Here is a 23,620-nt window from a genome sequence, read left to right as displayed (position 1 = left end):
AAAGCTGAGAGAAGCCGAGAGAAGCAGTGCGGTCCGGGTCACGCCGCGGAGGCGCGGTAGACGACGAAGCGCGGCTCGCCCGCGCCGACGATGAGGAGTTCGTTCATGCCGGGGTCGGCCTTGAGGTCGCCGTAGGGGCCGGGTCGGTCGTCCTGCTTGTGGGCGGTGGCGATGAGGCAGTCGCCGTCGGAGGGGTCGCCGATGCGGCCGAGTGGCATGGAGAAGCCGCGTTCGGTGTCGGTGCCGCGCCAGTCGTCGGTGGCGCGGCGGATACGGTCCGGCTCGGCCTCGCCGAGGTCACGTACGCGTCGTCCCCGGGTTTCGTAACCGGCTCGCTCGATGCGCTTGACCATCAGGTGCACGTTGCGCATCGCGCGGCCGGCGAGCGAGAAATCCGCGACGTCCACCACCGCCCCGTCGCCCGGTTCGAGGGCGTCCAGGCCGGTCTCGCGGGTCCAGACCTCGCCGCCGGTCTCGGAGCAGCCCATGACGGCGGGGGTCCAGGAGTGGGCCTTGGCGACGTCCATGAAGCGTTCGATGGCGCCGGGCCAGGCCTCGACGTCGCCGATGGGGTCGCCGCTGGCGAGCATGACGCCGGAGACCACGCGGTAGGTGACGGCGGCCTTGCCGCTGGGCGAGAAGACGACGGCCTTGTCGCGGCGGAGCGCGAAGTGGCCGAGGGAGTCGCGGCCGCCGTGCTTGTCCAGCAGGGCCCTGAGGCGGGTCTCGTCCTCCTGGGTGAGGCGGGCGGCGGGGTGTTCGGGGCGGAAGGCGAGGTAGATGGTGGTGACGGCGGTGAGCAGCCCGAGGGCGCCCAGGGAGATGGCGACGGTCCACGAGGTGCCGCCCTGGTAGCCGACCGGGCCTTGGAAGCCGAACAGGCCGTACAGGACGTGGGTGATGCGTTCGGCCAGGCTCGGATTGCCGACCAGGGTCCTCGGGTGGGCGCTGACGATGACGAGCCCGAGGGCGAGTGAACCGGCGCCCATGAGGACGAAGTTGGCCAGCGCCCGCCAGCGGCTGCGTGGGTCGGGCAGCGCCGCGAACCGGTCGCGGTGGCGCAGCAGGGCGGTCAGCAGGACGAGCGAGATGAGGGCGCCGAGCAGGGAGTGGCGGTAGGCGAACTGGGCCACGGCACCGGCCGGGAGCAGGGCCACGGCGGCCCGCCAGGCCCGGCGCTTGCCGCGCTTGAGGCCGTGGGCGAGCAGCAGCAACAGCACGCCGACGCTGAGCGAGAGGGCGGCCGCTAACGGTCCGAGCGCGCCGGGCAGCACCTCGGCGAGGGTGTGCGTACGGCTGTGCCTGAAGCGCGGGAAGACGCCCGCGGCGATGTCCAGAAGGCCGACAAGGGCACAGGCTCTGCCGACGAGAAGGGGTACTGCCTCGGGGCGCGGGCCGCGCAGCAGCCGGCGTACGCGGCCGGGTCGCCGCGGAACCCCGCCTGACATTTCCTCATCTGTCCTGACAGACATCGCATCCCGTGGTTCTGCGAGAGAGCTTGGATCCGGTGCCGATTCGGGCATCCGGCGACATTGCGCCCTCTAGGACGGTGTCTTGGGGGGAGAGGTTCACTCGCCTCGCCAAAGCCGGTTTCAAGGCCGCGAAATGAACAGGGACACGCTGAAGTTCACAGCGCGCGTGAAGGCGACGAAGCTGACGCGGATCTCGTCGATCATCCTGGAAAGCGGCGGGAGATTCCGGCGACGTTGCAGTGGATGAGCGGGCGGCGGAGGGCCGGGTCCGACCGCGCAGGCGTATTGAATGATCTTGGTGTGGGCCCGGAATTCCGTGAACGCTTCGGAATGGCTGTGTTTTTACGGGGCGGGGCTCCAAGATTCGCCTACGCGCGGTAAGTTTCTGGCCATGCCACGTGGACGTCACCGCCATTCCCCGCCCTTGCACAGGCTGCTGCCCCCGTCGGCCATCGCAGGCGTCTCAGTCGTCTGCGCGCTCGGCCCCTGGGTGTTCTCGGAGACCATGGTGCTCCGGGGCCTCGCCGCGGCCGCCGCGGCGACGGCTGTTGTCGGCGCGGTCGTCATGCGCCGCTGGGACATCCAGGCCGGCAAGCAGGTCGCCGATCTGACACGCGCGCGTGCGAGCGACGAGTGGCGCTTCGAGGAGCGGGTCGCCGAACTTGAGACCGACCTCGACGAGTCGCGCGAGCTGCGCGGCAAGCTGGAGCAGCGGCTGCGGGCCAAGCGGGCCGAGCTCGCGGGGCTGCGCAACGAGCACGCGGCGCTGCTGCGCCGGTACGCCACCGCCGAGACCGAGCGTGCGAGCGCCCTGGAGGGGCGCCGGCTGCTGGAGATAGAGGCGGTGGCGCCCACGCGCGCGTTGCCGCCGGCGCCGGTGGCCGCCGAGGAGGAGGCGGGGGCCGTGGCAGCCCCGGTCGCCGAGAACGACACCGAGGCCGAGTCCTCCGAGCCGACGACTCCCGCGGTCTTCTCGCCGGAGGGCTCCAGCCTGTTCCTGCGTGCGCGGGCGGCGCTGTCGAAGTTCGACGCCGAGGAGTCCCCGAAGACGGACGACGAGCCGAAGGGCGACGGTCCCGTGAAGGGCGACACATCGGCCAAGTCCGAAGGTAGCCCCGCGAAGGCGAACACCGACGCCCCGGCGAAGGAGTCCGCCGAGGCGCAGGCCAAGGAGCACGGCGAAGCCCAGGCCGATGTCCCCGCGCAGAACGGCCGCTCCTCGAACGACCAGGCCGTGAAGACCGGTTCGGTCGCGCAGGAGGACGAGGCGCAGGGGAAGCCCGAGGCGGTCGACGGGCAGGAGCACACGCACGCGGCCGCCACCACCACGGGCAAGCCGGCCCTGCCCGCACAGCAGCCCGCCGGACACTTCGTCGCGCCGACCGCGGTGGCCGTCGTCCCGTCGGCGCCCGCCCGGCGCCCGATGGTCGAGGGCGGCTTCGACTTCTTCGGCACGCACAAGGACGCGGAGCCCGCCGCCCTGGAGGATGTGCAGAACGAGGACCTCGCCGACGTCGTCGGCCAGGAGGCGCTCGCCCTGCACAAGGCCGAGTCGGAGGCGGAGTTCAAGCCGGCCGACGAGGAGTCCCGGGGCGTCGGCCAGGTCATCGACCTGACGGCGCACGACGAGACGGAACAGATCGACGTACAGGGACTGCGCCGCGCGGTGTCCTGACGCCGGGAACACTCGACAAGGGGTTGGCCTAACGGTCGGCCCCTTCTGTCATCCACCGGTCCGGCAGCGCGTCCCGCCGGCCCGTCCGCGACCGCTCCGCCTGGGCTCCGAGCAGCTCCGCCGCCTCCTCGGCGTCCCGCAGACGCGCCGTGACGGTCTTGTTGGCCCCGGTGTCCACATGGACGTCGGCGACGCCCAGAGCGCGCTTCCAGGGCCCTTGGGCCAGCCGTACGCTCTGCACCTTCGCGTGCGGCACCAGCGCGAGGCTGCGCCGCAGCAGCCCCTCGTGCGCGGCGAACACCCCGTCGGTGACGACCAGGCCGTAGCCCCGCCACCACACCGGCACGCACCACCGCGCGCGCCGCGGCGGCCGGGACAGCGCCGACTCCGGCGGCACGCTCACGCCGGGCAGCACGCGCGCGATGACGGCCTCGGCGACCTCACGCGGGGCGACCGGCACCAGCAGGGAGTTCGACGACCCCGCCACGTCCAGCTCCACCCGCACCCACCCGCGCCGCCGCCACAGCAGCGGCCGCACGACCCGTACGGTCTGCACGCGCCCCGGCGGCACCGTCTCGTGGACGCGGTCCAACAGGCCCCGGTCGATGCGCAGTCCGTCGGGGGAGTCGGCCACCGTCCAGTCGTACTCGGCGACGAACCGGCCCACGCTGCTCGCGCCCGCCGCGCCGAGCAGGGGCAGGGCGGTGGCGAGGACCGTCCACACGCTGTGGGTGGCGAACCAGAGGATCGGGGGTACGACGAGGGCGGCGGCGAGGGTGCCCCAGGTGGCGCCCGTCAGCACGAGGGAGAGCGCAAGCTCGCGAGGGGGTGTGCGCAGCAACTCGCGCGCCGGAGCTTCGCCGACTTCGTGCGCCGTCTCGGGCGCGAATCCGGCGGCGCGCGCGAGGAGTTCCGCGCGCAGCGCACGCGCCTCCTCCGCTCCCAGGAAGGCGAGCTCGTCCTTCTTGTCCGTCCCGACGACGTCGAGTTTGAGCTTGGCGACGCCCGCCACGCGCGCGAGGAGCGGCTGGCTGACGTCGATGGCCTGGATGCGTTCCAGCCTGATGTGCGCGGTGCGCCGGAACACCAGACCGGTACGGATGCGCAGTTCGCTGTCGGTCACCGCGAAGTGCGTGAACCACCAGGTGAGGAAGCCGTACAGGGCGGCCGCGGGAACGGCGACGGCTATCGCGAGCAGCAGCGTGGTCGTGGTCAGCCGGGTCAGCTGGCGCTGCGTCTGGTCGGGGTCGTGCACCGCCCACCCGATCACCACGGCCACCGGCGCCCACGCCCGCCTGAGCGGCGTCACGGGATGCAACCGCCGCTCCAGGACGGGCGGCTTCTCCCGTACGGCGTCGTCGACGCCCGGGGCCGTCACAGCCCCGCCGATCGGGCCTCGCCGAGCTCGGTGAGCCGGTCGCGCAGCCGTTCCGCCTCGGCCGGGTCGAGGCCGGGGATGGTCGCGTCGGTCGCCGCGGCCGCGGTGTGCAGCTGCACGCTGGCAAGACCGAAGTGCCGCTCGACGGGCCCGGAGGTGACCTCCACCAGCTGCATGCGCCCGTACGGCACGACCGTCTCCTCGCGCCACAGCACGCCCCGGCTGATCAGCAGGTCGTCGGCGCGCTCGGCGTAGCGCCAGGAGCGCCAGTTGCGGCCGAGCATCACCCAGCCCCACACCGCGACAGCGAGGGGCAGCAGCGCGAAGGTGGCCCAGACGGGGCCGGCGAGCAGGCCCAGCAGCACGGCGAGGCCCACCGTCAGCAGTCCCAGCCAGACCACCAGCAACAGCCGCCGCATCCGCAGCAGCCCCGGCGGCAGCCCGGTCCACACCGGCTCGTGCCCCGCTGAAGCGGCCCCCGTTCGCCCGTTATGCGCCGTGTTTTCCTGGCTCCCCGTCTCCATATGGTCAGCCTACGTAGGGGAGACTGTGTCCATGCCTACGACGCAGACCACGGTCGGTATCGGCGGAGCCGCGGAGAGCACCGACATGGTGCTCAACATCGGACCCCAGCACCCGTCCACGCACGGCGTGCTGCGCCTGCGGCTCGTCCTGGACGGCGAACGCATCACCAGCGCCGAGCCGGTGATCGGCTACATGCACCGCGGCGCCGAGAAGCTCTTCGAGGCGCGCGACTACCGCCAGATCATCATGCTCGCCAACCGCCACGACTGGCTGTCGGCCTTCTCCAACGAGCTGGGCGTCGTCCTGGCCGTCGAGCGCATGCTCGGCATGGAGGTCCCCGAGCGGGCCGTGTGGACGCGGACTCTGCTCGCGGAGCTCAACCGGGTGCTCAACCACCTGATGTTCCTGGGCTCGTACCCGCTGGAGCTGGGCGGGATCACACCGATCTTCTACGCCTTCACGGAGCGCGAGGAGCTCCAGCATGTGATGGAGGAGGTCTCCGGTGGGCGGATGCACTACATGTTCAACCGGGTCGGAGGCCTGAAGGAGGACCTGCCCGCGGGATGGACCACGCGCGCGCGTGCCACCGTCGCCGATGTGCGCTCCCGTATGGACCGGTTCGACGACCTGGTCCTCGGCAACGAGATCTTCCGGGGGCGCACGCGGGGCGTGGGCGCCCTGGCGCCGGAGACCGTGCACGCGTACGGCGTGAGCGGGCCGATCGCGCGCGCCTCGGGCGTGGACTTCGACCTGCGCCGCGACGAGCCCTACCTCGCGTACGGGGAGCTCCAGGACACGCTCAAGGTGGTCACCCGCGAGGAGGGCGACTGCCTGGCCCGCTTCGAGTGCCTCCTTGAGCAGACCCACAACTCCCTCGATCTCGCCGACGCCTGCCTCGACCGGCTCGCGGAGCTTGCGCCCGGTCCGATCAACCAGCGCCTGCCCAAGGTCCTGAAGGCACCCGAGGGGCACACGTACGCGTGGACCGAGAACCCGCTCGGCATCAACGGCTACTACCTGGTCAGCAAGGGCGAGAAGACCCCGTACCGGCTGAAGCTGCGCTCGGCCTCGTACAACAACATCCAGGCGCTGGTGGAGCTGCTGCCGGGCACGCTGGTGGCGGACATGGTGGCGATTTTGGGGTCACTGTTCTTCGTGGTCGGGGACATCGACAAGTAGGCCGCCGAGCGCCGGGTCCGGGATGCCGACGGGCTGGAGCAGCCAGCCGAAGTCGCCGAGGCCGCCCGGTGCGGTGAGCTCGGCGGCCTCGCCGGCGGTCGCGAGGGCGCGTACGTAGGCGGCGGGTTGGGTGGTCGCGAGCGCGAGCGGGGGGCGCGCGCCTGCGATGCCCAGGGCGCGCAGGGCGTCGCGCTGCACAAGCAGGCGCGCGGTCGGCACCACGCGCGCCGTTGCGCCCGCCCGCGCACACGCATCCAGCGCCACATGCGCCGTGACATCGCACGACCCGTCCGGCACAGGCGCCGTCTCGCGCCCCTCCCGGAATCCGGTCAGCGTCCCGAACAAGGGGCGCGCATCCGCCGTGTGCGCGTAGTCGACGGCCACCGCGAGCCCCCGCTCGACGGCCCCGACCGCCCCCGCCCAGGCCTCGTCCCGGGGCAGCCCGATCTCGGCGCGCAGCCCCTCCTCCGGTGGCAGCGGCCACCACCGCGCGAGCCACTCGGCCTCCGCGCCGGCGACCGGTTCGCCGAGCCGCTCGGTCCCGTCGCGCCGTACGAGGACCCTGCGCGGTACGCCCTCGGCGTCGACCTCGGCGATCTCGACGGGGACGTTGTCCAGCCACTCGTTGGCGAACAGCAGGCCCGTGATGGTCCTTGGCGGCTGCGGCAGCCACTCGATCCGGTGATCGAGAACGGGCGGGCGATCGGCGAGCTCGACGGCGTACCCGCGCGCGCGGGCGGCCACGTCGGAGGGGAGCGCGGCGAGAACGGCGGTGACGAGTTCGCCGCGGCCCGCGGCCATGTCGACGAAGTCGAGCGAGGAGGGCCGGCCGAGCGCCTCGTCGACCCGGCACAGCAGCCGGGCCACCGCCTCGGCGAACAGCGGCGAGGCGTGCACGGACGTACGGAAGTGCCCGGCCGGGCCCTCCGGCCTGCGATAGAAGCCGTGCGGTCCGTACAGCGCCTCCTGAGCCGCCGCCCGCCACCCCCGCCATTCCTCGCCAGCGTCTCGCGTCACACGCACAGGCTAAGCGCACAGGAGAGCGGGGCCTCCACCTTGCGGAGTACGCGCGCCCGCCGCGGATCGGTCCTCCGGTTGACCCCTGCACACGTCACGCTTCCCTACGCTGGGTTACGTGCAGCGCCTTTATGACTTCCTCCGCAGGCACCCGACATGGGTCGACAGCGGCTGGGCCGTCTTCCTGTTCGGTATCTCGGTGGCAGCCGTGACCGTGCAGCAGGAAGCGGAGCGGGCCGACGCCCCCGTGCTCTCCGTTCCGGTCGCCCTGTTGCTGAGCCTGGTGGTCGCGCTGCGCCGGCGCATGCCGGAGAGGATGCTGCTGCTGGCCCTCGCCCTCGGCCTCGCGCAGTTGGTGCTGAACGTCGAGACGATGCCGGCCGACTTCGCGATGCTGGTGATCACCTACACGGTGGCCGCGACCGGTGCCCGCTGGGCCTCCAGGCTGGCCCTGGGCGTCGGCCTGTGCGCGGCGCCCCTGGCCCAGCTGCGCTGGCCGGAGAACGAGTCGAGCCCGCTGGGCACCGTCGCGATCATGATCTTCACGTCCGTGCCGTTCGCCCTCGCCTGGGTGCTCGGCGACTCGATACGCACCCGCCGGGCCTACTTCGCGCAGCTTGAGGAGCGCGCGACCCGGCTCGAAAAGGAGCGCGAGGCGCAGGCCAAGGTCGCGGTCGCCGCCGAGCGCGCCCGGATCGCGCGTGAGCTGCACGACGTGGTCGCGCACAACGTGTCGGTGATGGTGGTCCAGGCCGACGGCGCCGCCTACGTCCTCGACGCCGCCCCCGACCAGGCGAAGAAGGCCCTGGAGACCATCTCCTCCACCGGCCGCCAGGCCCTCGCCGAGATGCGTCGCCTGCTGGGCGTGCTGCGCACCGGCGAGCACCAGGAGAGCGGGGAGTACGTCCCGCAGCCCGACGTCGACCAGATCGACGAGCTCATCCAGCAGTGCCGCACCTCCGGACTGCCCGTCGACTTCAAGGTCGAGGGCACCCCGCGCCCGTTGCCGAGCGGGGTCGAGCTGACCGCCTACCGCATCGTGCAGGAGGCGCTCACCAACACCCGCAAGCACGGCGGCCCGAACGCGGGCGCGAGCGTACGGCTCGTCTACTTCGACGACGGTCTCGGACTGCTCGTCGAGGACGACGGCAAGGGCGCCCCGCACGAGCTGTACGAGGAAGGCGGCGTCGACGGCCAGGGCCACGGCCTGATCGGCATGCGGGAGCGGGTCGGCATGGTCGGCGGCACCCTGGACGCCGGCCCCCGCCCGGGCGGAGGATTCCGCATCAGTGCCCTGCTGCCGCTCAAACCCGTGCACTGAGGCCGGCCATGCCCCGCGTTGACACCTGTAACGACCCCGTAGACGGACACGGAAGAGGACCCGATGACGATCCGCGTAATGCTCGTCGACGACCAGGTGCTGCTGCGCACCGGGTTCCGGATGGTGCTCGCCGCCCAGCCGGACATGGAGGTCGTCGCGGAGGCGGGCGACGGCGTCGAGGCCCTTCAGGTGCTGCGGGAGACCGCGGTCGACGTGGTGCTGATGGACGTGCGCATGCCCAAGCTGGACGGCGTGGAGACCACCCGCCGTGTCTGCTCGGACCCGAACCCGCCGAAGGTGCTGATCCTGACCACCTTCGACCTCGACGAGTACGCCTTCTCCGGGCTGAAGGCGGGTGCCTCCGGCTTCATGCTCAAGGACGTGCCGCCGGGCGAGCTGCTCGCCGCCATCCGCGCCGTGCACAGCGGCGACGCGGTGGTGGCCCCCTCGACCACACGCCGGCTGCTGGACCGCTTCGCGCCGATGCTGCCCAGCACCGGCAAGGAGCCGCAGCACAAGGAGCTGGACCGGCTCACCGACCGCGAGCGCGAGGTCATGGTGCTGGTCGCCCAGGGGCTGTCCAACGGCGAGATCGCGGCCCGGCTGGTCCTGTCGGAGGCGACCGTCAAGACGCATGTGGGCCGCATCCTGACCAAGCTCGGGCTGCGGGACCGGGTGCAGGTGGTGGTCCTGGCCTACGAGACGGGACTGGTGCGGGCCGGCGGACAGGGCTGAGCGGGGCCGGTCAGCGCAGCAGCGCCTCCAGGAAGTCGCCGCCGAGCCGGGCCACCGCCGTGACGTCCAGCTGGTGCAGGACGTACCGACCGCGTCGGCGGGTGGTGATCAGGCCCGCCTTCTTCAGCACGCCCAGGTGCCGGGATATCTCGGGCGCGGTCATGCCGTGGATCTGTACGAGCTCGCTCGTGGTGTAGGTGCTGCGGGCGAGGTTGCGGCACAGCTGCATGCGCACCGGGTGGGACAGCGCGGTCATGCGCAGGACGAGCTGGTCGACCGAGGGCGGCGCGGTGAGCTCGGGGGAGCCGGCCGGGTAGTGCAGGACCGGCTGCCAGCCGTGCCGGTGCAGCACCATCAGATGTGGCCGGCCGAGGCTCGTCGGCACGAGCAGCAGGCTGCGGTCGCGGATGACGGTGTGGCCCTGGCGCAGCTTGTCGATGGTGATCCGGCCGCCGTCCTCGTCGAGCGTGACCGCCGCGGACACCGAGGTCAGCGCCTCGGCGAGCCCCTTGTGCCGCAGCAGGTCGGTCTTGTGCCGGGCGTCGGCGGCGAGTTGGTGGTGCAGCCGGTGCCAGACGTCCGCGAAGAACGCCTCGTCGCAGTCCTCCAGGAACTGCCGCAGCCAGGCCCGGATCCGCGGTGGATCCTCCAGCAGCCGCTTGCTGAACCGTAGTTGCTGCGGCCCGCGCGCGGCGGCCAGTTCCAGGGCGCGGCGGCGCAGTTCGGCGTCGGCGAGCACGGCGGGGCCCTGGGTGGCGTACGGCAGCGCGCAGGTGAACTCCAGGGCGGCGTCCACGAACTGCTCGTCCGTCAGCTTGTCCAGCAGGTCCAGTTCCTCGGCGAGGGTGGCGCCCGGGAGGGTGGGCCCGCCGGGGATTCCGGCGAAGGGCAGGAACACGTCCGAGAAGGTCGTACGCCACAGGAAGTCGGCCTCGCACATCCGGTCGGCCAGATGCGGGTCGAGCCCCGCGGTCACGCTCGTGGCCCAGCCCTGCAGGCCCGGGTGATGCCCCGGCTCGGACAGCGCGTGCAGCGCCATGCCGAGCTCGGCCAGGGGCGAGGGCACGACGGCGACCCTCTCCGGCCGCAGCCCCGCGATGTCGATGCTCAGGCTCATGGCCTCATGGTGCACCGCGCCACTGACAGCGCCGTCCCGGGCCTGGCGCGACGAGCGCCGCTTCCGGGCCGTTCTCGCCGGGCGCCCGGTGGGAGGCAGGCTGCGCCGGTCCCTGGGCCGACGGCTCCGGCCTAGCCGCTGATCTGCTCCTTCAGCCGCTCGACGAACTCCGCGACCGCCACGCGTACGTCCTCGGCCGTCCAGCTCAGGCCGACGGCCCGTACGTCGATCTCCGTGACCGCCAGTCCCGGTCCCGGGGCGGCCCAGGGGCGGGCGAACAGCAGCGTCTTCGTCTCCTCGGCGTGCCGCACCGCCGCCTCGGCGACGTCATCGGCGTCGTACGGCAGCCAGAGCTGGAACTCGTTGGTGTGCGGTTCCTCGGGGTGAACGCGGGTCCAGGGCACGCCGGCCGCCGCGAAGCCGTCGCGCAGGGCGCCGGCCACCACGCGCGCGTGCCGCACGTAGTCGGGCAGCCGGGGCAGCTCCCGCTCCAGGCCGATGAGGGCCGACAGCGCGGTCGGGAACTGCTGGAAGACGGTGCCGCCGTACCGGTGCCGCCAGGTCTTCATCTCATCGATGAGCGTCCTGGGGCCCGCGACCGCGGCGCCGCCGTAGCCGTCGAGGGACTTGTAGAACGAGACGTAGACGCTGTCGGCGAGGTCCGCTATCTCGTCCAGGGGGCGCTCGAAGTGGACGGTGGACTCCCACAGGCGCGCGCCGTCGAAGTGCACCACCGCCTCGCGCTCCCGCGCCACCTCCACGACCTCGGTGAGCTCCTCCCAGGACGGCAGCACGAAGCCGGCGTCCCTCAGTGGCAGTTCCAGCATCAGGGCCCCGAAGGGCTCATCGAGGCCGCGCACCTCGTCGGCCGTCGGCAGCCGCGGCTCGCTCGTCACCCTGACCGGGCGCAATCCGCTGACCTGGCTGAAGGCGTGGCGTTCATGCACCTCGGGGTGGGCCAGCGCGTGCAGGGCGACGGTCGGGTTCCCGGTCCGGCCCGCCCAGCAGCGCAGAGCCACCTGCTGGGCCATGGTGCCGGTCGGGAAGAACGCGGCGGCCTCCTTGCCGAGCAGCCCGGCGACCTTGTCCTCCAGGGCCTCGACGACGCCGTCGCCGTACATGTCGGCCGGTTCGTCCAGGTCGTACACGTCTCCCGCCTGCTCCAGGAGCGCGAGCCGCTCGCGGAGTGTGCGCAGGCCGCCCGCGCGCCCCAGCATGCGCTCCGCGCTCCTGGACGCCCTGATGCGCCGCTCTCTGAGGCGCTTGCGTCGTTCCGCGTTCGGGACTCGCTCCGATGGCCGTGCGCCCTGCTGTGTCGTCTCCGCCGCTTCACTCATGCGCGGATGATGTCGCGCCGCGCCGCACGCGGGCACTCGCTTTTCCGTACGCGTTTCTCCGTGCGCCCGTGGCTCACAAAGACCCACAGCCTGTGGACAACCGAACGCCCCTCGAACCGATCGCGTTAACATGACGAGAAATCGTCCGGTACCCGGAGCGGACTGGAACGGGAAGGCCGCCGTCGCGTGAGTACAAGCCAACAGCCAGATCCGAAGGACCGCCCAGCGCGGCTCACCGTCGGCGTCGTCGGCGCCGGCCGTGTGGGCCCCGCGCTCGCCGCGTCCCTCCAACTCGCCGGGCACCGCCCCGTGGCCGTCTCCGGGGTCTCCGACGCCTCCCGGCGCCGCGCCGCGCAACTGCTCCCCGACGTGCCCCTCGTGACGCCCACCGAGGTCCTCAAGAGCGCGGAGCTGGTCCTGCTGACCGTCCCCGACGACGCCCTGCCCGGCCTGGTCGCCGGACTCGCCGAGACCGGGGCCGTACGGCCGGGCCAACTGCTGGTGCACACCTCCGGGCGCTACGGCGTGGGGGTCCTCGACCCCGCCCTGCGCGCGGGCGCGCTGCCGTTGGCCCTGCACCCGGCCATGACCTTCACCGGCACCCCCGTGGACGTCCAGCGCCTGGCCGGCTGCTCCTTCGGCGTCACCGCCCCCGAGGAACTGCGCCTGGCGGCCGAGGCCCTGGTCATCGAGATGGGCGGCGAGCCGGAGTGGATCGCCGAGGACATGCGGCCGCTCTACCACGCGGCCCTCGCACTGGGCGCCAACCACCTGGTGACGCTGGTCGCGCAGTCCATGGAGCTGCTGCGCGCCGCCGGTGTCGAGGCCCCCGACAGGATGCTCGGCCCGCTGCTCGGCGCCGCCCTCGACAACGCCCTGCGCTCCGGTGACGCCGCCCTGACCGGCCCCGTCGCGCGCGGGGACGCGGGCACCGTCGCCGCGCACGTCACCGAGCTGCGCCGGCACGCCCCGCAGGCCGTCGCCGGGTACCTGGCGATGGCCCGCGCGACCGCCGACCGCGCGCTCGCCCACGGGCTGCTCAAGCCGGAACTCGCCGAAGACCTGCTCGGAGTGCTCGCCGACAGCACCAAGGGAGAAGCGGGATGACCACCACCCTGCTGCGCACCGCCGCCGAACTGTCCGCACGCGCGCGTACCGGCCGCCGTGCCGTCGTGATGACCATGGGTGCCCTGCACGAGGGCCACGCCACCCTGATCCGCTCCGCGCGCGAGCTCGCCGGAGCGGACGGCGAGGTCGTGGTGACGGTCTTCGTCAACCCGCTTCAGTTCGGCGCCGGCGAGGACCTCGACCGCTACCCGCGCACCCTGGAAGCCGACCTCAAGATCGCCGAGGAATCCGGTGCGGATGTCGTGTTCGCGCCCTCGGTGGACGAGGTCTACCCGGGAGGCGAACCCCAGGTGCGGGTCAGCGCGGGCCCCATGGGGGAGCGCCTGGAGGGTGCCGTGCGCCCCGGCCATTTCGACGGCATGCTCACCGTCGTCGCCAAGCTGCTCCACCTCACCCGTCCCGACGTGGCGCTCTACGGCCAGAAGGACGCCCAGCAGCTCGCCCTGATCCGCCGGATGGTCCGCGATCTGAACTTCGGCATCGAGATCGTGGGCGTGCCGACCGTGCGCGAGGACGACGGCCTGGCCCTGTCCAGTCGCAACCGCTATCTCTCCCCCGCCGAGCGGCGCACCGCGCTCGCGCTGTCCCGCGCGCTGTTCGCGGGCCAGGACCGGCACGCGGCGCAGGAGGCACTGCGCGCGCGTGCCCGCGAAGTGCCCGCCACGCACGCGCGTGCCGAGGCGCTCAGCGCCCTCGGGGAGTCCCGTGCCGCCGCCGACGCGCACGCCGTCGCCAAGGCGGCCCCGGGCGGCCCGGCCGCCGTCCGCGCAGCCGCCCGCCTGGTCCTGGACGATGCCGCCCGTCTCACCCCGCCGCTCGTGCCGGACTACCTCGCCCTGGTCGACCCGTCCGACTTCACCGAGATCGACGACGACTTCACCGGCGAGGCCGTCCTCGCGGTCGCCGCCCGGGTCGGGACGACCCGGCTGATCGACAACATCCCCCTCACATTCGGAACCCTCGGAGCCGCCTCGTGACCAGCACAGGCATACGACTGCACGCGCCCGCGCCCGGGTGGTCCATCGACGCGGACGTGGTCGTCGTCGGCTCCGGCGTCGCCGGTCTGACCGCGGCCCTGCGCTGCGAGGCCGCGGGTCTGACGACGGTCGTCGTCACCAAGGCCCGTCTCGACGACGGCTCCACCCGCTGGGCGCAGGGCGGCATCGCCGCGGCCCTCGGCGAGGGCGACACCCCCGAGCAGCACCTTGCCGACACCCTGGTCGCGGGCGCCGGGCTGTGCGACGAGGACGCGGTGCGCATCCTCGTCACCGAGGGCCCGGACGCCGTGCACCGGCTCATCGAGACAGGTGCCCACTTCGACGAGTCGGAGGAGGGCGGCCTGGAGCTCACCCGCGAGGGCGGCCACCACCGGCGCCGGATCGCGCACGCGGGCGGCGACGCGACCGGCGCGGAGATCTCCCGCGCGCTGGTCGAGGCGGCCCGTGCGCGGGGCGTGCGCACCATCGAGAACGCGCTCGTCCTGGACCTGCTCACGGACGCCGACGGCCGCACCGCGGGCGTCACCCTGCACGTGATGGGCGAGGGCCAGCACGACGGCGTGGGCGCCGTCCACGCCCCCGCGGTCGTCCTCGCCACCGGCGGCATGGGCCAGGTCTTCTCCGCGACCACCAACCCGTCGGTGTCCACCGGCGACGGCGTGGCGCTGGCCCTGCGCGCGGGCGCGGAGATCTCCGACCTGGAGTTCGTGCAGTTCCACCCCACCGTGCTGTTCCTCGGCGCGGACGCCGAGGGCCAGCAGCCGCTCGTCTCCGAGGCCGTGCGCGGCGAGGGCGCCCACCTGGTCGACGCCCACGGCGTGCGCTTCATGGTCGGCCAGCACGAACTGGCCGAGCTCGCGCCCCGGGACATCGTCGCCAAGGGCATCATGCGCCGGATGCAGGAGCAGGACGCCGAGCACATGTTCCTCGACGCCCGGCACTTCGGCGCCGACATGTGGGAGCACCGCTTCCCCACGATCCTCGCCGCCTGCCGCGCCAACGGCATCGACCCCGTCCACGAGCCCATCCCGATCGCCCCGGCCGCCCACTACGCCTCCGGAGGCGTACGCACTGACTCCCACGGCCGTACGACCGTTCCCGGCCTGTACGCCTGCGGCGAGGTCGCGTGCACCGGCGTGCACGGCGCGAACCGGCTCGCGTCCAATTCCCTCCTGGAGGGCCTGGTCTACGCCGAGCGCATCGTGGCCGACATCGCGGCGAGCCACGCCGAGAACGGCCTCCACGCGCGTGTGCCGCATCCGGTGCCGTATCCGGAGGTGCCCGCGCATCCGCTGCTCGCGCCCGAGGACCGTTTCGCCATCCAGCGGATCATGACGGAGGGCGCGGGCGTCCTGCGCTCCGCCGACTCCCTCGCGCGGGCGGCCGAGCAGCTCCAGAAGCTGCACGCCGACGCGCGCGACGCCCTCGTCGAGAACGGCAAGACGGCCGAGCCCGGCGTCGACACCTGGGAGGCCACCAACCTCCTGTGCGTGGCCCGTGTCCTGGTCGCCGCCGCCCGGCTGCGCGAGGAGACGCGCGGCTGCCACTGGCGCGAGGACCTGCCGGAGCGCGACGACACGGCATGGCGCCGCCACATCGTCGTACGGCTGAATCCGGACCGCACACTCGCCGTGGACCCCACCGATAACGCAGACTTCCCCCCGACCCGGCAGCCCCAGGAGCAGTGACAGAAGTGAGCACCCCCGACCTCCCCCTCGCCCAGGACGACGGCTGCGGCGACGGCTGCGCCTGCGGGGCGGACACCGACGAGACGTATCTGGAGTGCGGGCTCGACCCCTCGCTCGCGCAGCTCCTGGCCGACGCGGGCCTCGACCCCCTTGAGGTCGAGGACATCGCGAACGTCGCCATCCAGGAGGACCTCGACAACGGCGTGGACGTGACGACGGTCGCGACCATCCCCGAGGACGCGGTCGCCACCGCCGACTTCACCGCGCGTGAGGCGGGCGTCGTGGCCGGTCTGCGCGTCGCCGAGGCCGTGATCTCCGTGGTCTGCACCGACGAGTTCGAGGTCGAGCGGCATGTGGAGGACGGCGACCGGGTGGAGGCCGGGCAGAAGCTGCTGTCGGTCACCACGCGCACGCGTGACCTGCTGACCGCCGAGCGCAGTGCGCTGAACCTGCTGTGCCGGCTGTCGGGCATCGCGACCGCCACACGCGCGTGGGCGGACGTGCTGGAGGGCACCAAGGCACGCGTGCGTGACACCCGGAAGACGACGCCCGGGCTGCGGGCCCTGGAGAAGTTCGCGGTGCGCTGCGGCGGGGGTGTGAACCACCGGATGTCGCTGTCGGACGCGGCCCTGGTCAAGGACAACCACGTCGTCGCCGCCGGCGGTGTCGCGGGGGCCTTCAAGGCCGTACGGGAGGCCTTCCCGGAGGTGCCGATCGAGGTCGAGGTGGACACCCTGCACCAGCTGCGCGAGGTCGTGGACGCGGGCGCCGATCTGATCCTGCTGGACAACTTCACGCCCGGGGAGTGCGAGGAGGCGGTGGCGCTGGTGCACGGCCGCGCGGCGCTGGAGGCGTCCGGGCGGCTGACCCTGGAGAACGCCAGGGCGTACGCGGACACGGGCGTCGACTACCTGGCCGTGGGAGCCCTGACGCACTCCTCGCCGATCCTCGACATCGGGCTGGACCTGCGAGCGGCGGAGTAGGGAGCGGGAACCGGTCATGCTGCTGACGATCGACGTAGGCAACACCCACACCGTCCTCGGCCTGTTCGACGGCGACGACATCGTCGAGCACTGGCGCATCTCCACGGACGCACGCCGCACGGCGGACGAGCTCGCGGTGCTGTTGCAGGGGCTGATGGGGATGCATCCGCTCCTCGGGGAGGAACTGGGCGACGGGATCGACGGGATCGCGATCTGCGCGACGGTGCCGTCCGTGCTGCACGAGCTGCGGGAGGTGACGCGGCGGTACTACGGCGATGTTCCGGCGGTGCTGGTCGAGCCCGGGGTGAAGACGGGGGTGCCGATCCTCACGGACAACCCCAAGGAGGTCGGCGCGGACCGCATCATCAACGCGGTCGCGGCGGTCGAGCTGTACGGCGGTCCCGCGATCGTCGTGGACTTCGGTACGGCGACGACGTTCGACGCGGTCAGCGCGCGCGGGGAGTACGTCGGCGGGGTCATCGCGCCGGGGATCGAGATCTCGGTGGAGGCGCTCGGCGTGAAGGGCGCCCAGCTTCGGAAGATCGAGGTGGCCCGGCCGCGGAGTGTGATCGGCAAGAACACGGTCGAGGCGATGCAGTCCGGGATCGTGTACGGGTTCGCCGGGCAGGTGGACGGTGTGGTGAGCCGGATGTCGCGGGAGCTGGCGGACGACCCGGACGATGTGACGGTGATCGCGACGGGTGGTCTTGCGCCGATGGTGCTGGGCGAGTCGTCGGTGATCGACGAGCACGAGCCGTGGCTGACGCTGATCGGGTTGCGGTTGGTGTACGAGCGGAACATCTCGCGTATGTGAGTGGCGGCGCCCGCCCGGCCCAACCGGGTGGCTCCGTCGCGCCACGCCCTCTCCGTATGTCGAGTTTGTCTGATTAGCGCGTATCGTCGGCGCATGCCCACGCCATACGGATCCCGCGGCGGCATGGCGTTCGGCGTGGAGGAGCTGCGTGTGCTCCGCCGCGCGCTCGCCCTTGCCCTGAACCCCGACCCCGCCTCGGCCGAGGACGTCCAGGAGTGTCTCCGTCTCGCCGAGTCGCTGGACGAAGCGATGCGTGAGGGTGCACGGTTGCGTGCCTTCCTGCTGGCGGACCTCGCCCGGTATCGCGCCGCCCTGCCCGGCACCGCAGCCGGCTATCTCACCCTCCTGGAGGAGGCCCTGGGTGCCGGGTACCGACCCGAGCCGGACGATCTCGCCGCCCTGCGCGCCCTGCGCGGCAAACCCGTGGCGGCCGATCTGCTGAGCCGCTGCCAGGTAGTCGCCGAACAGGACGTACGGGCCCGTCTCGCGCGCGGTACGGGTCGGCAGGCAATCACGGCCGACCCGAGCGTCCCCGCCTCTCGTACCCGCCTTCTGGCCCTTCCTGGGGGCCTCGCGGCGGCACCCGTCGCCGACGCGGAGCAGGATCCCGCCCAGAAGCCCGCGAAGAAGCCCTCGACCAGACCCGCCGAGAAGCCGGACACCCCCGAGCCCACGGCGCCACAGCCGCCCCGCCGCCCCGTCCCCACCCCCGGCGAGGTCTTCCCCCGCCGGAAACCGACCCCACCCCCCACCCATCCACCCCAGCAGCTGGCCGCGGGCTGAGCCCCGCTCCGTCCGCCGAGGACCCCCTCGCTACCCTGAATGCATGGACTACGTCTCCGCGCTTCTGCCCCCCGTCGTCATGGCCGTGCTCTTCGGCGGGGTGATCCGGGTGATCGTGAAGACCCAGGGCGGCGCCAACAAGGCCAAGGAGGACGCCGTCGTGGACGCGGCGCTCGCTCGGGCCGAGGGGGCTCGGCAGGCCTCCGTGCGGACGGACGGCTGACCCCGACCGGCGGTTCCCGGCGTACGACTCCCCAGCTTTTCGAGTCGTACGCCCTTTTTGTTGCCGTTTGCTACTGAAGGTGCACGTCCGGCACGCCAATCCCGGCATCTCCCACTATTGTGTCGAGTTGTGCCTCGCCCATTGGGAGAACTCGAAGACGCGGTCATGACGCGGGTGTGGAAGTGGAACCGCCCGGTGACCGTTCGAGAAGTCCTCGAAGATCTTCAGCAGGAACGGTCCATCGCGTACACCACGGTGATGACCGTTTTGGACAATCTCCATCAGAAGGGCTGGGTGCGCCGCGAGGCGGAAGGCCGGGCCTATCGATATGAGGCGGTCTCCACGCGTGCCGCCTACGCCGCCGCCCTCATGAACGACGCTTGGTCGCAGAGTGACAACCCCGCCGCCGCCCTCGTGGCCTTCTTCGGGATGATGAGCGACGAACAGCGAACAGCCCTCCGTGACGCCGTACGCATCGTCCAAGGACCGGAAGAAACCGAGCCCGGGGATACCCGTCCCGATACGGCTCCGGAGAACCCCGGCTCGGCGCCGGAGGCCGACGGGCGATAGCGTCCGGTCATGTCCGCACAGAGCTCACCGGCAGAGAGCCCCGAAGTCACCGCAAAAGCCATCACCGTCCGCCGGGCCCGCACCAGCGATGTCCCGGCGGTGCGCCGCCTGCTTGACGCGTACGTCCGCGGCGGCATCCTGCTCGACAAAGCCACGGTGACGCTTTACGAGGACATCCAGGAGTTCTGGGTCGCGGAACGTGACGACAACGCGGAGGTCGTCGGCTGCGGCGCCCTGCACGTGATGTGGGAAGACCTCGCGGAAGTCCGCACTCTCGCCGTGAAGCCGGGACTGAAGGGCGCCGGCGTCGGTCACCAGTTGCTGGAGAAGTTGCTGCAGACCGCGCGTTGGCTCGGTGTTCGCCGGGTATTCTGCCTGACCTTCGAAGTGGACTTCTTCGGCAAGCACGGCTTCGTCGAGATCGGTGAGACGCCTGTCGACACCGATGTCTACGCCGAGCTGATGCGTTCCTATGACGAGGGCGTCGCGGAGTTCCTCGGTCTCGAACGAGTGAAACCGAACACCTTGGGCAACAGTCGGATGCTTCTGCATCTGTGATCGCCGGGTATGCCCTATGTCCGAAACGCGCATGTTTCCGGGCGGGGGGCGGGCAGTGAGTCTCTGCCAGGGGTTTGTGTTTTTCCAGCAAAAGCGGTTTGCTTTCCGACGTACTGCAGTACTGCATATAACAGGGGGACGGCGAAACGGCGGACGCCGCAGACCCCAGCCCTCAAGTTATCGATGAAAGGAAATCCGGTGGCACAGAAGGTTCAGGTCCTTCTTGTCGACGACCTCGACGGCGGCGAGGCGGACGAGACCGTGACGTTCGCGCTGGACGGCAAGACGTACGAGATCGATCTCACGACCGCCAATGCGGACAAGCTCCGTGGCCTTCTCGATCCTTACCTGAAGGGTGGTCGTCGTACCGGAGGCCGTGCTTCGGGTGGGCGTGGAAAGGCGCGCGCCGCTTCCGGCGGCAGCCAGGACACCGCCCAGATCCGCGCGTGGGCGAAGGAGAACGGTTACGAGGTCAACGACCGCGGCCGTGTTCCCGCGTCCATTCGTGAGGCCTATGAGAAGGCCAACGGCTGAGCGCACACGCGGCGCAGCCGCAGCCGGTGGCAGTGGGTTGCCACCGTGTCCACGATTCGTACGAGATCGGGGGCGCCCCCACCGCCCCCCAAGGCCGACAGCGTCGGCAGCGAGGCCTCGACCTCGCACCCCGGCTCGGGGGGCCGCAGCCAGACAGCGGCCCCCTGCGGCGCGCCGGGACGGCCCGGGGGAAGGGGTCGCCCGTCGGGCGCCCATGCCCCGGGGGGCTCGGGCGCGTCCATGAGACCGCCCTCGCCGGTCGCCGTGAGATCGAGGGCCAGCGCGCCCCACTCCAGCCAGGCCAGCACCCCGGGCAGCTCCTCCGCGCTGCCCGCGGCCACCAGCAGCCGTATCCGGTCGCCCTGAAGTGCCACCGGAGAGCCCGGCGCCAGATGGCGCAGCGCCGCCCGGCCCGCCTCGGCCGGCACGTCCAGGACGTCGAAGCGCACCCCCATTCGCAGTCCCGGCGGATTCCCGGGCACCGTCGCCCACCCCAGTTCGTTCTCGTACCACCGGCGGACCTGATCGCTCGGATCGAGCGGCCGTCGGGGCAGCGGGACCGAGATGACCGGAGGGAGGGTGCCAACCATGCCAAGCGCAACCGTCGGAAGAGCTCGCGAGTTACGCTGAGTGGTCATGCGAATGCACAGAGTGCCGATCGAGGGGGCGCGCGGGGTGCGGGGTGGCGCGAGGGTGTTCGCCCGTAGCGGAGGGAACCGGTGCGCGCGGCATGGACTGTCAGTGACTGCGGGTAAGACATCCCTAGTGGGAGGGGGCGACACGCATGACAGGACGTCTCACGTTCGCCATCGGCGTACTGGCGAAGCGGGTAACTGCCTGGCCTGCGGGAACATCGTCTCGCACCATCGGGTTGGAGCATATGTCGGCGTTCGGGGTCAGGAGGCCATCGACGGTGTCGGCAGTTGGAATGAGCGGTCCCCGCTTGCGGGACTAAGCTGCGGAAGGACAGGGAGGGGAAGTTCCCCCCACTGCCTGACCGCTCTGAGGAGCGATTAACGATGTTCGAGAGGTTCACCGACCGCGCGCGGCGGGTTGTCGTCCTGGCTCAGGAAGAAGCCCGGATGCTCAACCACAACTACATCGGCACCGAGCACATCCTCCTGGGCCTGATCCACGAGGGTGAGGGTGTCGCCGCCAAGGCCCTTGAGAGCCTCGGGATTTCGCTCGAGGCGGTCCGCCAGCAGGTGGAGGAGATCATCGGCCAGGGCCAGCAGGCCCCGTCCGGGCACATCCCCTTCACCCCCCGTGCCAAGAAGGTCCTGGAGCTGTCGCTCCGCGAGGCCCTTCAGCTGGGCCACAACTACATCGGCACGGAGCACATCCTGCTCGGCCTGATCCGCGAGGGCGAGGGCGTCGCCGCCCAGGTCCTCGTCAAGCTGGGCGCAGATCTCAACCGGGTGCGGCAGCAGGTCATCCAGCTGCTCTCCGGCTACTCCGGGGGCAAGGAGGCCGCCACGGCGGGCGGCCCGGCCGAGGGTACGCCCTCGACCTCCCTGGTCCTCGACCAGTTCGGCCGCAACCTCACCCAGGCGGCCCGCGAATCCAAGCTCGACCCGGTCATCGGGCGCGAGAAGGAGATCGAGCGGGTCATGCAGGTGCTGTCCCGCCGCACCAAGAACAACCCGGTCCTGATCGGTGAGCCCGGCGTCGGCAAGACCGCCGTCGTCGAGGGCCTCGCGCAGGCCATCGTCAAGGGCGAGGTGCCCGAGACCCTCAAGGACAAGCACCTCTACACCCTCGACCTCGGCGCCCTGGTCGCCGGCTCCCGCTACCGCGGTGACTTCGAGGAGCGCCTGAAGAAGGTGCTCAAGGAGATCCGCACCCGCGGCGACATCATCCTGTTCATCGACGAGCTCCACACCCTGGTGGGTGCGGGTGCCGCCGAGGGCGCGATCGACGCCGCCAGCATCCTCAAGCCGATGCTGGCCCGCGGTGAGCTCCAGACCATCGGTGCCACCACGCTCGACGAGTACCGCAAGCACCTGGAGAAGGACGCGGCCCTGGAGCGCCGCTTCCAGCCCATCCAGGTCGCCGAGCCGTCCCTGCCGCACACGATCGAGATCCTCAAGGGTCTGCGTGACCGGTACGAGGCCCACCACCGTGTCTCCATCACCGACGAGGCGCTGGTCCAGGCCGCCACCCTGGCTGACCGGTACATCTCGGACCGCTTCCTGCCGGACAAGGCGATCGACCTGATCGACGAGGCCGGATCGAGGATGCGCATCCGCCGGATGACCGCGCCGCCGGACCTGCGCGAGTTCGACGAGAAGATCGCCGGTGTCCGCCGGGACAAGGAGTCCGCGATCGACTCGCAGGACTTCGAGAAGGCCGCCTCCCTGCGCGACAAGGAGAAGCAGCTCCTCGCCGCGAAGGCCAAGCGGGAGAAGGAGTGGAAGGCCGGCGACATGGACGTCGTCGCCGAGGTCGACGGCGAGCTGATCGCCGAGGTCCTCGCGACCGCCACCGGCATCCCGGTCTTCAAGCTGACCGAGGAGGAGTCCTCGCGTCTGCTGCGCATGGAGGACGAGCTCCACAAGCGGGTCATCGGCCAGGTCGACGCCGTCAAGGCGCTGTCGAAGGCGATCCGTCGTACGCGCGCGGGTCTGAAGGACCCCAAGCGTCCCGGTGGTTCGTTCATCTTCGCCGGCCCCTCCGGTGTCGGTAAGACCGAGCTGTCCAAGGCGCTCGCCGAGTTCCTCTTCGGCGACGAGGACGCGCTGATCTCCCTCGACATGTCGGAGTTCAGCGAGAAGCACACGGTCTCCCGGCTCTTCGGTTCGCCCCCCGGTTACGTGGGCTACGAAGAGGGCGGCCAGCTGACCGAGAAGGTCCGCCGCAAGCCGTTCTCCGTCGTCCTCTTCGACGAGGTCGAGAAGGCCCACCCGGACATCTTCAACTCGCTGCTGCAGATCCTGGAGGACGGTCGCCTGACCGACTCCCAGGGCCGGGTCGTGGACTTCAAGAACACGGTCATCATCATGACGACCAACCTCGGCACCCGGGACATCTCCAAGGGCTTCAACCTGGGCTTCGCGGCCTCGGGCGACAAGAAGACCAACTACGAGCGCATGAAGAACAAGGTCTCGGACGAGCTCAAGCAGCACTTCCGGCCCGAGTTCCTCAACCGCGTCGACGACGTGGTCGTCTTCCCGCAGCTGACGCAGGAGGACATCCTCGCGATCGTCGACCTGATGATCGGCAAGGTGGACGAGCGCCTGAAGGACCGGGACATGGGCATCGAGCTCTCCCAGTCCGCCAAGGAGCTGCTGTCCAAGAAGGGTTACGACCCGGTGCTGGGTGCGCGTCCGCTGCGCCGCACCATCCAGCGCGAGATCGAGGACACGCTCTCGGAGAAGATCCTCTTCGGCGAGCTGCGCCCCGGTCACATCGTGGTCGTGGACACCGAGGGCGAGGGCGAGTCCCAGACCTTCACCTTCCGCGGTGAGGAGAAGTCGGCGCTGCCCGACGTCCCGCCGATCGAGCAGGCGGCCGGCGGTGCCGGGCCGAATCTGAGCAAGGAGGCCTAGCCGCTGCGCTGGGCCTGAACCAAGGGGCTGCCCCGGG

21 protein-coding genes and 2 pseudogenes are annotated in these 23,620 nt (G+C 71.5%); 16 read left to right on the top strand and 7 right to left on the bottom strand.

What is annotated here, in order from left to right:
* Positions 1-47: 47 nt before the first annotated feature.
* A pseudogene (locus H4N64_RS20365) lies at positions 48-1,448 on the bottom strand (phosphatidylglycerol lysyltransferase domain-containing protein); the annotation flags it as partial.
* A gap of 148 nt (positions 1,449-1,596) precedes the next feature.
* Between H4N64_RS20365 and H4N64_RS45180 the strand changes: the two are divergent.
* Positions 1,597-1,727: pseudogene (locus H4N64_RS45180) on the top strand (esterase); the annotation flags it as partial.
* A 136-nt stretch (positions 1,728-1,863) separates the two neighbouring features.
* On the top strand, positions 1,864-3,147 hold the full coding sequence (locus H4N64_RS20360; protein WP_186283816.1) for a hypothetical protein: 1,284 nt from the start codon (positions 1,864-1,866) through the stop codon (positions 3,145-3,147).
* A gap of 28 nt (positions 3,148-3,175) precedes the next feature.
* On the opposite strand, the gene H4N64_RS20355 is transcribed toward H4N64_RS20360, so the two are convergent.
* Both H4N64_RS20355 and H4N64_RS20350 read right to left on the bottom strand, forming a co-directional pair.
* Positions 3,176-4,525: a PH domain-containing protein gene (locus H4N64_RS20355; RefSeq protein WP_186283815.1), complete on the bottom strand. Its 1,350-nt coding sequence runs from the start codon at positions 4,523-4,525 to the stop codon at positions 3,176-3,178.
* Entirely contained in the window at positions 4,522-5,049 is a 528-nt protein-coding gene (locus H4N64_RS20350; RefSeq protein ID WP_186283814.1) for a PH domain-containing protein, read from the bottom strand. Before H4N64_RS20350 ends, H4N64_RS20355 begins: the two co-directional genes overlap by 4 nt.
* Before the next feature lie 31 nt (positions 5,050-5,080).
* On the opposite strand from H4N64_RS20350, the gene H4N64_RS20345 reads away from it, so the two are divergent.
* Positions 5,081-6,229 carry an NADH-quinone oxidoreductase subunit D gene (locus H4N64_RS20345; RefSeq protein WP_186283813.1) on the top strand — a complete coding sequence of 383 codons (1,149 nt, stop codon included), beginning with the start codon at positions 5,081-5,083 and terminating at the stop codon, positions 6,227-6,229.
* Here H4N64_RS20345 and H4N64_RS20340 read toward each other — a convergent pair.
* Positions 6,194-7,246 carry an SAM-dependent methyltransferase gene (locus tag H4N64_RS20340; protein ID WP_186283812.1) on the bottom strand — a complete coding sequence of 351 codons (1,053 nt, stop codon included), beginning with the start codon at positions 7,244-7,246 and terminating at the stop codon, positions 6,194-6,196. The two genes, H4N64_RS20345 and H4N64_RS20340, sit on opposite strands and share 36 nt — an antisense overlap.
* A 118-nt stretch (positions 7,247-7,364) precedes the next feature.
* Between H4N64_RS20340 and H4N64_RS20335 the strand changes: the two genes are divergently transcribed.
* Together H4N64_RS20335 and H4N64_RS20330 are read left to right on the top strand one after the other, a co-directional pair.
* A complete protein-coding gene (locus H4N64_RS20335) occupies positions 7,365-8,567 on the top strand; it encodes a DUF7134 domain-containing protein (protein ID WP_186283811.1) in 1,203 nt (400 codons plus the stop codon).
* Between the two features lie 63 nt (positions 8,568-8,630).
* On the top strand, positions 8,631-9,302 hold the full coding sequence (locus H4N64_RS20330; RefSeq protein WP_186283810.1) for a response regulator transcription factor: 672 nt from the start codon (positions 8,631-8,633) through the stop codon (positions 9,300-9,302).
* 10 nt (positions 9,303-9,312) lie between these two features.
* Here H4N64_RS20330 and H4N64_RS20325 read toward each other — a convergent pair whose 3' ends face one another.
* On the bottom strand, positions 9,313-10,419 hold the full coding sequence (locus H4N64_RS20325; RefSeq protein ID WP_186283809.1) for a DUF5937 family protein: 1,107 nt from the start codon (positions 10,417-10,419) through the stop codon (positions 9,313-9,315).
* Positions 10,420-10,550: 131 nt separating this feature from the next.
* The gene (locus H4N64_RS20320; protein ID WP_186283808.1) at positions 10,551-11,756 is read right to left on the bottom strand and encodes a threonine aldolase family protein; all 1,206 of its coding nucleotides are present in this window, start codon (positions 11,754-11,756) and stop codon (positions 10,551-10,553) included.
* Between the two features lie 186 nt (positions 11,757-11,942).
* Between H4N64_RS20320 and H4N64_RS20315 the strand changes: the two genes are divergently transcribed.
* The 10 genes from H4N64_RS20315 to H4N64_RS20270 all read left to right on the top strand — a co-directional run bounded on the left by H4N64_RS20315 (position 11,943) and on the right by H4N64_RS20270 (position 20,035).
* Positions 11,943-12,863 carry a DUF2520 domain-containing protein gene (locus H4N64_RS20315; RefSeq protein WP_186283807.1) on the top strand — a complete coding sequence of 307 codons (921 nt, stop codon included), beginning with the start codon at positions 11,943-11,945 and terminating at the stop codon, positions 12,861-12,863.
* Entirely contained in the window at positions 12,860-13,861 is a 1,002-nt protein-coding gene (gene panC, locus H4N64_RS20310) for a pantoate--beta-alanine ligase (protein WP_186283806.1), read from the top strand. The genes H4N64_RS20315 and panC overlap by 4 nt, the downstream gene beginning before the upstream one ends.
* On the top strand, positions 13,858-15,570 hold the full coding sequence (locus H4N64_RS20305) for an L-aspartate oxidase (protein WP_186283805.1): 1,713 nt from the start codon (positions 13,858-13,860) through the stop codon (positions 15,568-15,570). The genes panC and H4N64_RS20305 overlap by 4 nt, the downstream gene beginning before the upstream one ends.
* Positions 15,571-15,575: 5 nt before the next feature.
* Complete coding sequence (nadC, locus tag H4N64_RS20300) at positions 15,576-16,553, top strand: carboxylating nicotinate-nucleotide diphosphorylase (RefSeq protein ID WP_186283804.1); 978 nt, start codon at positions 15,576-15,578, stop codon at positions 16,551-16,553.
* Positions 16,554-16,569: 16 nt separating this feature from the next.
* Positions 16,570-17,367: a type III pantothenate kinase gene (locus H4N64_RS20295; protein WP_186283803.1), complete on the top strand. Its 798-nt coding sequence runs from the start codon at positions 16,570-16,572 to the stop codon at positions 17,365-17,367.
* Between the two features lie 123 nt (positions 17,368-17,490).
* Entirely contained in the window at positions 17,491-18,150 is a 660-nt protein-coding gene (locus H4N64_RS20290; RefSeq protein ID WP_186283896.1) for a hypothetical protein, read from the top strand.
* 43 nt (positions 18,151-18,193) lie between these two features.
* A complete protein-coding gene (locus tag H4N64_RS20285) occupies positions 18,194-18,373 on the top strand; it encodes a hypothetical protein (protein ID WP_186283802.1) in 180 nt (59 codons plus the stop codon).
* Between the two features lie 141 nt (positions 18,374-18,514).
* Positions 18,515-18,943: a BlaI/MecI/CopY family transcriptional regulator gene (locus tag H4N64_RS20280; RefSeq protein ID WP_186283801.1), complete on the top strand. Its 429-nt coding sequence runs from the start codon at positions 18,515-18,517 to the stop codon at positions 18,941-18,943.
* 9 nt (positions 18,944-18,952) lie between these two features.
* Entirely contained in the window at positions 18,953-19,501 is a 549-nt protein-coding gene (locus H4N64_RS20275; RefSeq protein ID WP_186283800.1) for an amino-acid N-acetyltransferase, read from the top strand.
* 198 nt (positions 19,502-19,699) lie between these two features.
* On the top strand, positions 19,700-20,035 hold the full coding sequence (locus H4N64_RS20270; RefSeq protein WP_186283799.1) for an Lsr2 dimerization domain-containing protein: 336 nt from the start codon (positions 19,700-19,702) through the stop codon (positions 20,033-20,035).
* On the opposite strand, the gene H4N64_RS20265 is transcribed toward H4N64_RS20270, so the two are convergent.
* Positions 20,014-20,625 carry an SCO3374 family protein gene (locus H4N64_RS20265; RefSeq protein WP_186283798.1) on the bottom strand — a complete coding sequence of 204 codons (612 nt, stop codon included), beginning with the start codon at positions 20,623-20,625 and terminating at the stop codon, positions 20,014-20,016. The two genes, H4N64_RS20270 and H4N64_RS20265, sit on opposite strands and share 22 nt — an antisense overlap.
* Positions 20,626-21,054: 429 nt before the next feature.
* Between H4N64_RS20265 and H4N64_RS20260 the strand changes: the two genes are divergently transcribed.
* Positions 21,055-23,583: an ATP-dependent Clp protease ATP-binding subunit gene (locus H4N64_RS20260; protein WP_186283797.1), complete on the top strand. Its 2,529-nt coding sequence runs from the start codon at positions 21,055-21,057 to the stop codon at positions 23,581-23,583.
* Positions 23,584-23,620 lie beyond the last annotated feature (37 nt).

The organism is Streptomyces cupreus (assembly GCF_014257025.1).
GTDB lineage: Bacteria > Actinomycetota > Actinomycetes > Streptomycetales > Streptomycetaceae > Streptomyces > Streptomyces cupreus.
This window is presented reverse-complemented; position numbering and strand designations above follow the sequence as displayed.